The sequence below is a fragment of the Noviherbaspirillum aerium genome (assembly GCF_008929045.1).
Classification (GTDB): domain Bacteria; phylum Pseudomonadota; class Gammaproteobacteria; order Burkholderiales; family Burkholderiaceae_D; genus Noviherbaspirillum; species Noviherbaspirillum aerium.
The window spans coordinates 210,224-224,290 of sequence record NZ_VFAH01000004.1; the positions used below are offsets into that span (position 1 = coordinate 210,224).

The 14,067-nt window shown below is 61.4% G+C and carries 14 protein-coding genes; 13 read left to right on the forward strand and 1 reads right to left on the reverse strand.

Annotation, left to right across the window (positions count from 1 at the left end; all coding sequences use genetic code 11):
- Positions 1-82: 82 nt before the first annotated feature.
- From dapC to FH061_RS08555, 10 genes are all read left to right on the forward strand, one after another.
- Positions 83-1,276, forward strand: coding sequence for a succinyldiaminopimelate transaminase (gene dapC, locus FH061_RS08510; RefSeq protein WP_151634952.1), 1,194 nt, complete (start codon positions 83-85; stop codon positions 1,274-1,276).
- A 26-nt stretch (positions 1,277-1,302) separates the two neighbouring features.
- Positions 1,303-2,130 carry a 2,3,4,5-tetrahydropyridine-2,6-dicarboxylate N-succinyltransferase gene (gene dapD, locus FH061_RS08515; RefSeq protein ID WP_151634954.1) on the forward strand — a complete coding sequence of 276 codons (828 nt, stop codon included), beginning with the start codon at positions 1,303-1,305 and terminating at the stop codon, positions 2,128-2,130.
- A gap of 177 nt (positions 2,131-2,307) precedes the next feature.
- Positions 2,308-3,441 (forward strand): PilT/PilU family type 4a pilus ATPase, encoded by a 1,134-nt coding sequence (locus FH061_RS08520; RefSeq protein ID WP_151634956.1) that lies wholly within the window; start codon positions 2,308-2,310, stop codon positions 3,439-3,441.
- 4 nt (positions 3,442-3,445) lie between these two features.
- Positions 3,446-3,805: an ArsC family reductase gene (locus FH061_RS08525; protein WP_151634958.1), complete on the forward strand. Its 360-nt coding sequence runs from the start codon at positions 3,446-3,448 to the stop codon at positions 3,803-3,805.
- A 10-nt stretch (positions 3,806-3,815) separates the two neighbouring features.
- A complete protein-coding gene (dapE, locus tag FH061_RS08530) occupies positions 3,816-4,943 on the forward strand; it encodes a succinyl-diaminopimelate desuccinylase (RefSeq protein WP_151634960.1) in 1,128 nt (375 codons plus the stop codon).
- Positions 4,944-5,028: 85 nt separating this feature from the next.
- The gene (prmB, locus tag FH061_RS08535; RefSeq protein ID WP_151634962.1) at positions 5,029-5,928 is read left to right on the forward strand and encodes a 50S ribosomal protein L3 N(5)-glutamine methyltransferase; all 900 of its coding nucleotides are present in this window, start codon (positions 5,029-5,031) and stop codon (positions 5,926-5,928) included.
- Entirely contained in the window at positions 5,925-7,910 is a 1,986-nt protein-coding gene (locus FH061_RS08540; RefSeq protein ID WP_151634964.1) for an ATP-binding cassette domain-containing protein, read from the forward strand. The genes prmB and FH061_RS08540 overlap by 4 nt, the downstream gene beginning before the upstream one ends.
- A 24-nt stretch (positions 7,911-7,934) precedes the next feature.
- Positions 7,935-9,038: a CaiB/BaiF CoA transferase family protein gene (locus tag FH061_RS08545; RefSeq protein WP_151634966.1), complete on the forward strand. Its 1,104-nt coding sequence runs from the start codon at positions 7,935-7,937 to the stop codon at positions 9,036-9,038.
- A 49-nt stretch (positions 9,039-9,087) separates the two neighbouring features.
- Entirely contained in the window at positions 9,088-9,675 is a 588-nt protein-coding gene (locus tag FH061_RS08550) for a GNAT family N-acetyltransferase (protein WP_151634968.1), read from the forward strand.
- Positions 9,676-9,845: 170 nt separating this feature from the next.
- Positions 9,846-10,685, forward strand: coding sequence for a Rossmann-like and DUF2520 domain-containing protein (locus FH061_RS08555; protein ID WP_151634970.1), 840 nt, complete (start codon positions 9,846-9,848; stop codon positions 10,683-10,685).
- 152 nt (positions 10,686-10,837) lie between these two features.
- On the opposite strand, the gene FH061_RS08560 is transcribed toward FH061_RS08555, so the two are convergent.
- Positions 10,838-11,194, reverse strand: coding sequence for a hypothetical protein (locus FH061_RS08560; RefSeq protein WP_151634972.1), 357 nt, complete (start codon positions 11,192-11,194; stop codon positions 10,838-10,840).
- 190 nt (positions 11,195-11,384) lie between these two features.
- Here FH061_RS08560 and ompR point away from each other — a divergent pair, with 190 nt between their 5' ends.
- The 3 genes from ompR to FH061_RS08575 all read left to right on the forward strand — a co-directional run bounded on the left by ompR (position 11,385) and on the right by FH061_RS08575 (position 14,008).
- Entirely contained in the window at positions 11,385-12,149 is a 765-nt protein-coding gene (gene ompR, locus FH061_RS08565) for an osmolarity response regulator transcription factor OmpR (RefSeq protein WP_225984546.1), read from the forward strand.
- 12 nt (positions 12,150-12,161) lie between these two features.
- The gene (locus FH061_RS08570; RefSeq protein WP_151635258.1) at positions 12,162-13,514 is read left to right on the forward strand and encodes an ATP-binding protein; all 1,353 of its coding nucleotides are present in this window, start codon (positions 12,162-12,164) and stop codon (positions 13,512-13,514) included.
- 281 nt (positions 13,515-13,795) lie between these two features.
- The gene (locus tag FH061_RS08575; protein WP_151634974.1) at positions 13,796-14,008 is read left to right on the forward strand and encodes a hypothetical protein; all 213 of its coding nucleotides are present in this window, start codon (positions 13,796-13,798) and stop codon (positions 14,006-14,008) included.
- Positions 14,009-14,067: the final 59 nt, after the last annotated feature.

Below are 14,067 nucleotides of genomic sequence, written 5' to 3' on the forward strand. Positions count from 1 at the left end.
CCGGTCCGCCGCAACCCTGCGATTGAAGAGCGCAACGGTATAATGCCGCCTTTGCAATCCATTCTCGATCGAGCCCGTCCCCGTGAACCCGCTCTTATCCAAATTACAACCTTATCCGTTTGAAAAGCTGCGCCAGCTTTTTGCCGGCGTGACGCCCAACGCCGCCTATGCGCCCATCAGCCTGGGCATCGGCGAACCCAAGCATCCGACCCCGGCATTCATCAAGCAGTCGCTGACCGACCACCTGAGCGGCCTGGCCAGCTATCCGTCCACGGTCGGCTCGGAGGCGCTTCGGGCATCGATTGCGGGTTGGCTGGAGCGGCGCTACGGCCTGCCGGCAATCGATCCTGCGACACAGGTTTTGCCGGTGAACGGTTCGCGGGAAGCCTTGTTCGCGCTAGCCCAGACCGTCATTGATCCGACCCGCGACGCGCTCGTGATGTGTCCCAACCCGTTCTACCAGATCTACGAGGGCGCGGCCTATCTCGCGGGGGCCACGCCATATTTCGTCAATTCCGATCCGGCGCGCAATTTCGCTCCCGATTACAGAAGTGTTCCCGCCGAAGTCTGGCCACGGGTACAGTTGCTGTACCTCTGCTCGCCCGGCAATCCGACAGGTGCGGTGCTGACACTGGACGACTGGAAGGAACTGTTCGAGTTGTCGGATCGCTACGGCTTCATCATTGCCGCCGATGAATGCTATTCCGAAATCTATTTCAAGAAGGAAGCGCCGCTCGGCGGCCTGGAAGCCGCGCACAAGCTGGGACGCAGCGGCTTTCCCCGTCTGATCGCCTTTTCCAGCCTGTCAAAGCGGTCCAATGTGCCCGGCATGCGGTCCGGCTTCGTGGCGGGCGACGCTGAAGTGCTGAAGACATTCCTGCTGTATCGTACCTATCACGGCAGCGCGATGAGCCCCTCCATCCAGTCGGCCTCGATCGCCGCATGGAACGACGAGCAGCATGTCGAGGAAAACCGGGCGAAGTACATCGCCAAGTTCGGCCAGGTGACGCCGATGCTGCAGGAAGTCCTGGACGTCGCCCTTCCGGACGCCGGCTTCTACCTGTGGGCCAGGGTGCCGCGCATCTCGGACACGGAATACGCGCAGCGCCTGCATGCCGAATATAATGTGACCGTTTTGCCGGGCAGCTATCTTGCCCGGGAAGCCCATGGCATCAATCCGGGGCACGGCCGCATCCGGATGGCGCTCGTCGCGGAAGTCGAGGAATGCCTCGAGGCGGCGCGGCGCATCGTCGAATTCACCAAGAAACTTTCCTGATCCACCCTACTTTCAACGTTCCTCACATGACTCAGCAAATTCAACAGATCATCGACCAGGCCTGGGAAAACCGCGCCGACTTCTCGCCGAAATCCGCTCCCGCCGAAGTGCGCGACGCCGTGGCCCATGTCATCGAGCAGCTCAACCAGGGCACCCTGCGCGTCGCCCAGAAGGATAGCGGCGCCTGGGTCGTGAACCAGTGGATCAAGAAAGCCGTGCTGCTGTCCTTCCGCCTGGAAGACAACGTGCCGATGCCGGCCGACGGCAGCATGCAGTTCTATGACAAGGTTCCCACCAAGTTCGCCAATTACACCGCCGAAGATTTCGCCAAGGGCGGCTTCCGCGTCGTGCCGCCGGCGGTTGCGCGCCGCGGCAGCTTCATCGGCAAGAATGTGGTGCTGATGCCGTCGTATGTCAACATCGGCGCCTATGTCGATGAAGGCACGATGGTCGACACCTGGGCAACCGTCGGCTCCTGCGCGCAGATCGGCAAGAACGTGCACCTGTCCGGCGGCGTCGGTATCGGCGGTGTGCTGGAACCGATGCAGGCGAATCCGACCATCATCGAAGACAACTGCTTCATTGGCGCGCGTTCCGAGATCGTGGAAGGCGTCATCGTCGAGGAAAATTCGGTGATCTCGATGGGCGTGTACATCGGCCAGTCCACCAAGATCTATGACCGCGCCACCGGCGAAGTCAGCTACGGCCGCATCCCCGCGGGCTCCGTCGTCGTCTCGGGCAGCCTGCCGTCGGCCGACGGCAAGTACAGCCTCTACTGCGCGGTGATCGTCAAGCGCGTCGATGCCAAGACGCGCGCCAAGACCGGCATCAACGAACTGCTGCGCGAAGCCTGATCCAGGCACCGCCTGGCAATCCTTTTTACGCCTTCGCCGACAACCTGGCCTCGGAGAAGGCGTAAAGGCCCGGGCCAAAAGCTGGAGGCTCAAGGATCAAGGCTAGAAAGCTAGGGATCAACCTATCGGGATTGCCTTCTGCCGGCGATCCCGCAAGCAATGACGCAGGAGACCACCATGGCGATGGACCGCTTGTTCCAGCTGATGAAAGACAAGAAGGCGTCGGATCTGTTCATGAGCGTGAACTCTCCGATCCAGGTCAAGATCAACGGCAGCCTTGTGCCCGTCAACCAGCAGAAGATGGACAATGCCACGATCAAGACCTTGCTGGCCGAAGTCGTCAGCGCAGCCCAGTTGCAGGAGCTCGACGCGCGCAATGAACTGAACATGGGCATCCCGGTTTCCGGACTGGGCAGCTTCCGGCTGTCGGCCTTCCGCCAGCGCGGCTCGATTTCGGCGGTATTCCGCTACATTCCCGGCGACATTCCGCGTCTCGCCGACCTCAACGTGCCCCCGGTGCTGGCAGATGTGATCATGGAAAAGCGCGGTCTGATCCTGGTGGTCGGCGCCACCGGCTCCGGCAAGTCGACCACGATCGCGTCCATGCTGGATCACCGCAATACTAATAGATCCGGCCATATCCTCACGCTCGAAGATCCGATCGAATTCCTGTTCACAAGCAAGAAATCCATTGTTAACCAGCGCGAGATCGGCAGCGATGCGGAAAGCCTGCAGATTGCCCTCAAGAATGCGCTGCGCCAGGCACCGGACTGCATCCTGATCGGAGAAATCCGCGACAAGGAAACCATGGCCAACGCCATCGCCTATGCGCAGTCGGGCCATCTCGTGGTTGCCACCCTGCATGCGAACAACAGCTACCAGGCGCTGACTCGGATCATCAATTTCTACCCGCTCGAAACCAGGCCCTCGCTGCTGCCCGATCTGGCAGCCACCGTCAGGGCGGTGATTTCGCAACGCCTGGTAGTGGCCAAGGATGGCGGCCGGCGCGCCGCGGTGGAAGTCATGCTCAATACCCGCCACATCGCCGAGTTGATCGAGCAAGGTGAAATCGGCCAGATCAAGGATGCGATCGAGAAGAGCATGGCGCCCGGTTCGCAGACGTTTGAACAGGCCCTGCTGCGGCTCATCGAAGATGATGTGGTGACGCAGGACGAAGCGCTGGCCAATGCCGATTCGGCCACCAATCTTTACTGGCTGATCAACAATTCCAAGAGCAAGGCGCCGGAACCCGAACCGGAACCGAAGAAGGACGACGGCCCCACATTCACCGAATTCACTCTCAACGTTTGACCTGATGGCAATCACTCTTTACGGCATTCCCAACTGCGACACGGTCAAGAAGGCCCGCACCTGGCTCGACGAGCAAGGTATCCAGTACACGTTCCACGATTTCAAGAAGGCAGGGCTCAGCGCGGACACCGTCGCTTCCTGGCTCAGGCATCTGCCATGGGATACGCTGGTCAACCGCAAGGGAACTACCTGGCGCGGCCTTACCGACGCGCGCAAGGCTGCCATTATCGATCCGGCGAGCGCGACGACCCTGATGCTGGAAACGCCTTCCGTGATCAAGCGCCCGGTGCTGGTGCTGGCCGGCGGCGACAGCGCGCACGTCGGCTTTTCGGATGCGGCCTACCGGCAGATCTTCGGCAAATGAGCGATCGGCGATGAGCAGGACGCTTGCACTGGCGGAAGAACTGATCGCCCTGTCTTCCGTAACGCCGGATGACAACGGCTGCCAGCGACGCCTCGCCGAACTGCTGGCGCCGCTCGGGTTCGCGTGCGAAAGCATGGCATCCGGCGGCGTATCCAACCTGTGGGCGCGCAAGGGCAAGGCGCAGCCGTTGCTGGTGTTCGCCGGCCATACCGATGTCGTCCCGACCGGCCCTCTGGACCAATGGACATCGCCGCCCTTCCAGCCCGCCCGGCGCGACGGCAGACTCTATGGACGGGGCGCGGCGGACATGAAGACGTCGATTGCCGCCATGGTGGTAGCGGTGGAGGAATTCATCCAGGAACATCCCGGTCACAAGGGCTCCATCGGCTTCCTGATCACCAGCGACGAGGAAGGGCCGGCAACCGACGGCACCATCATTGTCTGCGAGGCGCTCAAGGCGCGCGGCGAACAGCTTGATTACTGCATCATCGGCGAACCGACCTCTTCCGAACAGCTGGGCGATGTCGTCAAGAACGGCCGCCGCGGCTCGCTTTCCGGCCGCCTTACCATCAAGGGGGTACAGGGTCATATCGCCTATCCCCAACTGGCGAGGAATCCGATACACCTGATGGCGCCGGCACTGGCGGAACTGGCTGCCGAGAAATGGGATGAAGGCAACGAATACTATCTGCCGACCTCCTGGCAGGTATCGAACATCCATGGCGGCACCGGCGCCACCAACGTCATCCCCGGCAGTGTTGCCATCGATTTCAATTTCCGGTTTTCAACGGCAAGCAGCGTGGAAGGACTGCAGCAGCGCGTCCATGAAATCCTGAACAGGTACGATTTCGGCTACGACATCAAATGGACGATTGCCGGCCGCCCTTTCCTGACGCCGCGCGGCAATCTGAGCGATGCGCTGATGCAAGCCATCAAGCGCGAGACGGGCATTGATGCCGACCTGTCCACCACCGGCGGCACCTCAGACGGTCGTTTCATCGCGGAAATCTGCCCGCAGGTGATAGAGTTCGGTCCGCCCAATGAAAGCATCCACAAGATCGACGAGAATGTGGAATTGCGCCATATTGACCCGCTGAAGAACATTTACCGACGAACCCTCGAAAACCTGCTGAGCTAGCCTGCCGTTTCCGGCTCACCTTCCGCATGCCGCGGCCGGAGCGATTAAGAACGGCGGGCTGCCTCCCTTCATTACCTACTGACCAATGACCCCAAACGATTTCACCACCATCCGCGACCTGTTGCGTTATGCCGTTTCCCGCTTCAACGGCGCCAAACTGTTTTTCGGGCATGGCAGCATCAATGCATTCGATGAAGCGGCCTACCTGATCCTGCACACCCTGAAGCTGCCGCTCGACAAGCTGGAACCGTTCTGCGATGCCAAACTGCTGCCGGATGAAATCCAGTCGGTGCTCGGCGTGCTGGAGCGCCGCGTCACGGAACGCGTACCCGCCGCCTATCTCACCAATGAAGCCTGGCTCGGCGAATACCGCTTTTATGTGGATGAACGCGTCATCGTGCCGCGCTCATTCATTGCCGAACTCATCCCTGAACAATTCGCTCCCTGGGTGGGCGACCCGGATGGCGTTGAAAATATCCTGGAGCTGTGCACCGGCTCCGGCTGCCTGCCGATCATGATGGCCGACGCCTTTCCGGCCGCGCGAATCGATGCCGTCGACATTTCGCCGGATGCGCTCGCAGTGGCACGCCGAAACGTCGACGATTATGCGCTGCAGGACCGCATCACGCTGTTCGAGTCCGATCTGTACGACAAGCTGCCCCAGAAAAAATACGACCTGATCATTACCAACCCGCCCTATGTCAACTCCGGATCGATGAGCAAGCTGCCGCCGGAATACCTGCGCGAACCGCAGATCGCACTGGCTGGCGGCGACGACGGCATGGACCTGGTGCGCCGCATCGTGGCAGGCGCCGCCGGGCGCCTCACTAAAAACGGCATTCTGATGGTCGAGATCGGCAACGAGCGGAATTTCGCCGAAGCCGCCTTTCCCGACCTTGAACTGACCTGGATATCGACCAGTGCGGGGGACGACATGGTCTTCCTGCTGCATGCCGACCAACTCGCGGGCTACAACAAGCAATGATACGTTTTCTGCATGTCAGCCTGACACGAGGCATCAAGCCGCTGCTGGAGGATGTCGACCTGACGCTCAACCCCGGTGACAAGATCGGCCTGATCGGCGCCAACGGCGCCGGCAAGTCCAGCCTGTTCGCCATGCTGCGCGGCGAATTGCATCCCGACCTCGGCGAAGTCGATTTCCCGGCCAAGTGGCGCATGGCGTACGTGGCCCAGGAGACGCCGGCGCTCGATCGCCCCGCGCTGGAATACGCGATCGACGGCGACGCCCATCTGCGCCAGCTGGAAACCGAGCTGGCGGCGCTCGAGCAGGCGCCCGACACCGCCGGACACGGAAATGGCCATCGCATCGCCGAACTGCATGCGGCGCTCGCCGATGCCGACGCCTACACGGTGCGCTCCCGCGCCGAGCAGCTGCTGACCGGCCTCGGCTTTTCCCATGACCAGATGCAGCAGCCTGTGGCCAGCTTTTCCGGCGGCTGGCGCATGCGCCTGAACCTGGCGCAGGCGCTGATGTGCCCTTCCGACCTGCTGCTGCTCGACGAGCCGACCAACCACCTCGACCTGGATGCGATCATCTGGCTGGAAGACTGGCTGAAGCGCTATGAAGGCACGCTGATCATCATTTCCCACGACCGGGATTTTCTCGACGGCGTGGTCAATGTGATCGTGCACATCGACAACCGCAAGCTCAAGCGTTACTCCGGCAATTATTCGTCATTCGAACGCCAGCGCGCCGCCCACATGGCGCTGACGCAGGCCGCCGCCGACAAGCAGGCTCGCCAGCGCGCCCATCTGCAATCCTTCATCGACCGCTTCAAGGCCAAGGCCACCAAGGCCCGCCAGGCGCAGAGCCGGATGAAGATGCTGGCCAAGATGGAAGAAATCGCGCCGCTGCGCGCCGCCGCGGAATTCTCGTTTGAATTCCGGGAACCGCTCAGCGCGCCGAATCCCCTCCTCGTCATGGAAGACGTGGTGGCCGGTTACCGCATCGAGCAGGGCGACGACATCGTCGAAAAGCCGATTGTCTCGCGCATCAATTTCTCGCTGCAGAACGGCCAGAGGATCGGCCTGCTCGGCGTCAACGGCGCGGGCAAATCCACGATGGTCAAGACAATCGCCGGCGAGATCGCCGCGCTTGCCGGCGATACACGGCTCGGCAAGGGCCTGTCGATCGGCTATTTCGCCCAGCACCAGGTGGAAATGCTGCGGCATGATGAATCGCCGCTGTGGCATCTCGCAAAGATTGCGCCGACCACTCGGGAACAGGAACTGCGCAACTTCCTCGGCGGATTCAACTTCGGCGGGGAGATGGTCACGAGCAAGATCGCGCCGTTTTCCGGTGGCGAGAAGGCCCGCCTGGCGCTGGCGCTGATCGTCTGGCAGCGCCCCAACCTGCTGCTGCTCGATGAACCGACAAACCACCTTGACCTGGAAACCCGCGAAGCGCTCACCATGGCCCTCGCCCAGTTCGAGGGCACGCTGGTACTGGTCTCGCACGACAGGCACCTGCTGCGCGCCACCACCGACCAGTTCATGATCGTCGCCGACGGCAGGCTGCAGCCCTTCGACGGCGACCTTGATGATTACAAGGACTGGCTGTTCAAGACCAAGCTGGGCAAGGCCGACTCGCCGCCGCCGGCGGCTGGCGGCAAGGCGGCGGATAATGTGGCGGAGGCAACCATCTCCGAATCGCGGGAGGACCGGCAGGAACGCCGGCGCCAGGAAGCCGGGGAACGCCAGCGCCTGTCGGCACTGCGAAAACCGATCGAGTCGCGCATCAAGCGGCTTGACGAGCAGATGGCCAAGCTCAATTCCCGCAAGACCGAGATCGACGCCAAACTCGCCGATTCGTCGATTTACGACGACGCAAACAAGGAAGCATTGAAACAGCTTATCCTTGACCAGGCCTACATCGGCAAAGAACTGGAACAGCTCGAGACCGAATGGCTGGAGCAGCAGGAAGCGCTCGAACAACTGACCGCCTGACAATCCACGCCGTCAATGCGAGACATGAAGGAGGCATGCTTGAGTCAACCTATCGACAAGCCGCTGCAAGGTATACAGGTGCTGGACCTGACGCGGCTGCTTCCCGGGCCGGTGGCCACCATGCATCTGGCCGACATGGGCGCCGACGTGATCAAGATCGAAGACCCGGGTCCGGGCGACTATGCGCGCACCATGGGTCATGTCGGCAACCAGGTGTCGCAGTTCTTCATTGCCGTCAACCGCGGCAAGCGCGAACTGCGGCTCGACCTGAAGGACCCGGCGCAACGGGACCAGTTCCTCGGGATGGCCGAACAGGCCGATGTGGTCGTCGAAAGCTTCCGGCCCGGCGTCATGGACCGGCTGGGCGTAGGCTGGCAAACGCTCAAGGCACGCAACCCCCGGCTGGTCATGTGCGCCATTTCCGGCTACGGCAAGGATGGGCCCTATGCGCAGCTGGCGGGACATGACATCAACTATGTCGGCCTGGCCGGCATGCTGGAACAGAATGTCGGGCCCGACGGCACGCCTGCGCTCGGCAACCTCCAGGTTGGCGACCTCCTGGGCGGCGCGCAGGCGGCGGTGCAAGGCATACTCTCGGCACTGCTCGGCGTCAAAAACGGCGGACCCGGCCGTTTCGTCGATATCTCCATGACCGATGCGGTATTCGCCCACAACATCATGCCACTGGTTGCGGTCAACAATTTCGGCAGGCCGGCCACGCCGGGCCGCGATCTGCTGACTGGCGGCGTCCCCTGCTACAACGTCTACCGCACCAGCGATGGCCGCCACATGGCGGTCGGTGCGCTTGAGCTGAAATTCTGGCAGTCTTGCTGCGATGTGCTCGGCCGCCCCGACCTGAAGGAGCGGCACTGGAGCCTGGGCCAGGAAGTCGGCGGCGACGATGCGATGCAGGTCAAGACCGAACTCGACCATCTCTTTTCACTGGAAACCATGGCTGTCTGGACTGAACGATTCTCTCAGGCCGATTGCTGCGTGACGCCCATCCTGCGCACCGACGAAGCCCTGGCGCATCCGCTCATGCAGGCCCGGGAAATGGTGCGGCGCTCTCATCACCCAAGCGAAGGCGACTATTGGGCCAGCGGTCCGGCGGTAAAATTTCACGACTGATCCGGCAAACGACTAGACGGACCACAGACCATTTAGCACAGCTGACAGCATGCCATCAAGCTTTCCAGAACTGCATACCGCCCGCCTCCGGCTTCGCGAGATCAAGCCATCGGATGCCGAGGCGTTGTACGCCATTCATTCGGACGCCGACTGGATGCGCTGGTACGGCGTCGATCCGCTGGTCGATCTTTCGCAGGCAAGCCAGCTGGCTGATCTGTTTGCGGGCTGGTTCCATGCGGGTACCGGATTCCGCTGGGGACTGGAGCGCCGCAGCGACCGCCAGCTCATCGGCAGCTGCGGCCTGTTCCGGTGGAACCGCAGCTGGCGCAATTGCGTGATCGGATATGAGATTGCACGCTCCGTCCAGCGCGAAGGCTACATGCGCGAGGCACTCGAAATTGTCTTGAATTTCGGTTTTACGGCCATGCACCTGCATCGCATCCAGGCTGAAACCCATCCTGACAATGCGTCATCGATCGCTCTTGCGCAGCGGATGGGATTCCGCCTCGAGGGCATCCACCGCGAACAGGCGTATTGGGGCGGACGTTTCCATGATCTCAACTGCTATTCGCTCCTGGTGCAGGAGTGGCGGCAACGACATGGCTTGCAGGCTGACGAAGACGATAACGCAGGTTAGCGGCAGGCGTTGGAAATGCGTTGAAGGCAAATGCGGCAACATCATGCCGAGACGAGGAAAAAACATGGAAAGGCCGGCGCCTTGCGCGCATTGTTGACGCAGTATCGGCGCGATCCCCGTCCAGCATCTGGCCAGCAAATTGTTAACTCGCACCACTACTGAAGGATTCAATGCACTCCATCCGAACGCTCAACATTGTCGGCTGCGGCAAGGTCGGCTCGACACTCGGAAAACTTTGGTCGTCCGGCCGCGTATTCGCGCTGGGGACGATCATGAATCGTTCCAGCGAAAGCGGTTTGCGGGCAGTGGCATTCATGGGTTCGGGCCATGCAGCAGCATCGGTCGGCGAGCTCAGGCCTGCCGACGCCTGGCTCATCGGCACCGCCGACGACGATATCGAAATCACTTGCAATGCACTGGCGAAGGCAGGCCTGTTCAAGCGCGGCAACCTCGTATTCCACTGCAGCGGCGCCCTCCCGTCCGCCATATTGCATGCCGCAGCTTCCGCCGGCGCCATCACGGGGAGCGCTCACCCGATCCGCAGTTTTGCCGATCCTGACCAGGTGGAACAGAACTTCAGCGGCACTTATTGCGGCATTGAAGGCGATCCTTCCGCCGTGCAGGAGTTGGGCGCGGCGATGGATGCCATCGGCGCCATTCCCGTCCCCATCGACGCCACGTTCAAGACTGTCTATCACGCCGCCGCGGTATTCGCGTCGAACTACCTCGTAACGCTGCTGGACACGGCGCAGCAGGCCTACATCAAGGCCGGCATTCCGGCGGAAACAGCCCTGCAATTGATGATGCCGCTGGTAAGGGGAACGGTCGACAATGTGTTCCGCCTCGGGCCGACAGATGCGCTGACCGGACCAATCGCACGCGGCGATATCGGGACGGCGGTACGCCAATACCGCGCCGTCAATGCCTGGGATGAACGTTATGGGGCGCTGTACAAGCAGTTCGGAAAACTGACTGCGGATATCGCGGCGAGACGTCCGAAGAAACCCTGACTTTTTGTAAATCACGCCCCCGCGGGCCGCAAGCGGACGGGTAAGGGTTCAGAATTCAGGACAGTGTCGCCAGCCCGGCTGCGGATCGCCGATGGCGGAATATTGATCGCAGTTTGTTGCGACAATGGCAAAACCTCGGCAAACCCGGCGGCTCAGCGCTTGGGAGCGTAAATGTCGTGGCCGACTTCATCGATCTGCCGGCGCAGCGCCTTGCGCTCCTCGGGACTCATCCGGCCCTGGCGGCGCGCGTTTTCCGCTGCCTGGCTGGACTGCGGATCGGGCTGGCCGCCGTAGCCGCTGCTGTCCTGTCCCGGGTAAGGGCGGCTCTCGCGGCGGTCGGTCGGCGGCGGCATTTGGGGATGCTGCTGTCCGCGCTCGAGATAAACGTTCTGCACCTGGAATGCGCGTACCGCATCGCGGCTCGACCGCCCGTAGCCACCCGCATCGGCGAGCACGCTCGCCGCACTGACGGATAACAGAATGGAAATAACGAGTCGGGTGAGGTGCATTGTATTAGGCGCTTTCTCATCATTGCCGGTAGGCTTGTGCCCGAAGGGATATACTTCAGCCCACGACGATGATCCCAGTGTATGCTTCATTGTCTGCAGCGATAACCCGCATGGAGTAAAGTTTGTAACACTTTGTAATGGCTTGAGCATGAACCATAACTGCTTGATTTTCTGAAGTTACCATAGCGCCATGAACACGACAAATATGACAACCAACGGGCCCGGCCACAACTCCGGCCATCAGGGGAAAATCCTTGTCGTCGACGACGACCTGCGTTTGCGAGACCTGCTGCGCAGGTATCTCGCCGAACAGGGTTTCAACGTAGTCACGGCCGAGAATGCTCAGGCAATGAACAAATTGTGGATACGGGAGCGCTACGACCTCCTGGTCCTTGATCTCATGCTGCCGGGTGAAGACGGACTGTCAATCTGCCGTCGTCTTCGCGGCGCGGGAGACCAGACGCCGATCATCATGCTGACCGCCAAGGGCGAAGACGTGGACCGTATCGTCGGACTCGAAATGGGCGCCGACGACTATCTTCCAAAACCGTTCAACCCGCGCGAACTCGTCGCCCGCATCAATGCGGTCCTGCGGCGCAAGGGGCCGGACGAAATTCCGGGCGCGCCCTCCGAAACCCCGCAGACCTTCCATTTCGGCGATTTCATTCTCGACCTCGGCACGCGCACCTTGAAGAAGAATGGCGAGTCCATCTCGCTGACGACCGGTGAATTTTCGGTTCTCAAGGTATTCGCCCGTCATGCGCGCCAGCCGCTGTCGCGTGAAAAGCTGATGGAACTTGCACGCGGCCGCGAATACGAAGTCTTTGACCGCAGCCTCGACGTGCAGATCTCGCGCCTGCGCAAGCTGATCGAACCCGATCCGTCCAACCCGATCTACATCCAGACGGTATGGGGCCTTGGCTATGTCTTTATCCCTGAAGGCCAACCACGCTGATTCGCAATCTTGATCCCGCTTATCGGTAACCGTCTCAGCTGGCTCAACAGCGGCCTTTTCTGGCGAACCTTCTTCCTGCTTGCTTTCCTCATCGCGGTCAGCATCATGGCGTGGGTCGCCAGTTTCCGCATCGTCGAGCGCACTCCCCGCGCCCAGCAAATGGCGGCGCAAGTCATTTCCATCGTTACCATCACGCGCGCTGCCCTTACCCATTCGGCGCCGGACCTGCGGCGCGAGCTGCTGTTCGACCTTGCCAGCAATGAAGGCATCCGCATCTATCCGCTCGAACGCACCGACGCCGTCGAACCGCCGCCCGACAGCGGACTGATGCCGGTGCTTGAATCGACTGTCAAGGGCCGGCTGGGCCAGGATACGAAATTCGCCGGACGGGTCAATGACGTCGGCGGTTTCTGGGTCAGCTTCAAGATCGATGATGACGAATACTGGCTGCGCCTGGACCGCGAGCGCATCGAGGGCGTATCGAGCATTCAATGGTTGGGCCTGGCGACCACGACGCTGATTTTGTCACTGCTGGGCGCGGTTTTCATTTCGCGCCTCATCAACCAGCCGCTGGCTCGCATCACGACCGCCACCCGCCGCATTGCCAAAGGACAGACGCCCGATCCCCTGCCGGAAAAGGGACCGGCCGAAATCCGCGAAGCCAACCGCAGCTTCAACCAGATGGTCGCGGACCTTGCGCGCGTGGAGTCGGATCGCGCCGTGATCCTGGCCGGCATCTCCCATGACTTGCGCACGCCGCTGGCCCGCATGCAGCTTGAAGTTGAAATGGCCAGGCTGGACGATGACGCACGCAAGGGCATGCAGTCCGACCTGGCGCAAATGGATGAAATCATCGGCCAGTTCCTGGAATTCGCCAAGCCTTCCGACAAGGTCACCGCGGCGAGCGTCGACCTGACGTCGCTGCTGACCGAATGCGCACACGAGGCCGCCCGCCTGCCCGACGTGCGGGTGACTTCCAGCATCGCCGACAACGTCAATGTCTTCGGCAATGCCACGGATCTGCGGCGCGTGATCAACAACCTGATCGAGAATGCGCGCCGTTACGGCAAGACCGCGGACACCGCCGAAACAGCCATCGACATCATCTGCAAGACGCAGGGCAATCAAGCCCTCATTGAATTTGCGGATAACGGACCCGGGGTTCCCGAATCCGAAATCGAACGGCTGCTGCGTCCATTCACCCGGCTCGATACCGCTCGCGGACAAGCCAACGGCGCGGGTCTCGGACTGGCCATCGTCGAGCGCATCGTCAAGCGCCATCACGGCTCGCTCAAGCTGAGCAACAATCCAACGGGCGGGTTGCGTATTCGCATATCAATTCCGGTAACCGGAACCCTTGGCTGAAGCCCAGCCTCGTGGCGACAGCTTATCTCCCCTCCGGTACTGCTTCGAAGCACTGTCCACCGGGTAATCTTCCGCTGATAACAGGCCCCTCTCAGGGCGCGTACTGGTTTGACTGAAATCTTGCTGAAAAGCAGTTTCACATTGCACTTCCAAATGCTGAACTTCCCCTGTGACGGTCAATCTACATTGTCAAGCTGTCATTGAACAGGTCAACGGTTCACTTACGGTTCGCGGGCATTCGGCCAGCTTGGCCCACTCGGTTAATCAGGACAGGAGGCTACATGAGTACATCGACATCCGGCGGCAATGCGACAGGAACGCCGGGCACTTCGCCAGAACATCTCAAGCCAGGCGATGAAGCCATGGCGGGCACGCCGGGAACCGGCGAAGACCTCTGCCCTGACTGCAGCGGCAGCGGCAAAAAGAAAGACGGGGCCGAATGTCCGACTTGCGAGGGCACGGGACGCATTACGCAGGGCATCGGCGGAGGCTGACCCACCGCTAAGGCGGTGCCTGTCTGTCAACGTTTGCACATCCGCCGCAGTCGCGTGCA

Excerpts from the sequence above, each read along its gene's own strand:
- ompR (WP_225984546.1), top strand. The coding sequence starts at position 11,385 with ATGAACACGACAAATATGACAACCAACGGGCCCGGCCACAACTCCGGC.
- FH061_RS08540 (WP_151634964.1), top strand. The coding sequence starts at position 5,925 with ATGATACGTTTTCTGCATGTCAGCCTGACACGAGGCATCAAGCCGCTG.
- FH061_RS08560 (WP_151634972.1), bottom strand. The coding sequence starts at position 11,194 with ATGCACCTCACCCGACTCGTTATTTCCATTCTGTTATCCGTCAGTGCG.
- FH061_RS08545 (WP_151634966.1), top strand. The coding sequence starts at position 7,935 with ATGAAGGAGGCATGCTTGAGTCAACCTATCGACAAGCCGCTGCAAGGT.
- FH061_RS08575 (WP_151634974.1), top strand. The coding sequence starts at position 13,796 with ATGAGTACATCGACATCCGGCGGCAATGCGACAGGAACGCCGGGCACT.
- dapE (WP_151634960.1), top strand. The coding sequence starts at position 3,816 with ATGAGCAGGACGCTTGCACTGGCGGAAGAACTGATCGCCCTGTCTTCC.
- prmB (WP_151634962.1), top strand. The coding sequence starts at position 5,029 with ATGACCCCAAACGATTTCACCACCATCCGCGACCTGTTGCGTTATGCC.
- dapD (WP_151634954.1), top strand. The coding sequence starts at position 1,303 with ATGACTCAGCAAATTCAACAGATCATCGACCAGGCCTGGGAAAACCGC.
- FH061_RS08550 (WP_151634968.1), top strand. The coding sequence starts at position 9,088 with ATGCCATCAAGCTTTCCAGAACTGCATACCGCCCGCCTCCGGCTTCGC.
- FH061_RS08525 (WP_151634958.1), top strand. The coding sequence starts at position 3,446 with ATGGCAATCACTCTTTACGGCATTCCCAACTGCGACACGGTCAAGAAG.
- FH061_RS08555 (WP_151634970.1), top strand. The coding sequence starts at position 9,846 with ATGCACTCCATCCGAACGCTCAACATTGTCGGCTGCGGCAAGGTCGGC.
- FH061_RS08520 (WP_151634956.1), top strand. The coding sequence starts at position 2,308 with ATGGCGATGGACCGCTTGTTCCAGCTGATGAAAGACAAGAAGGCGTCG.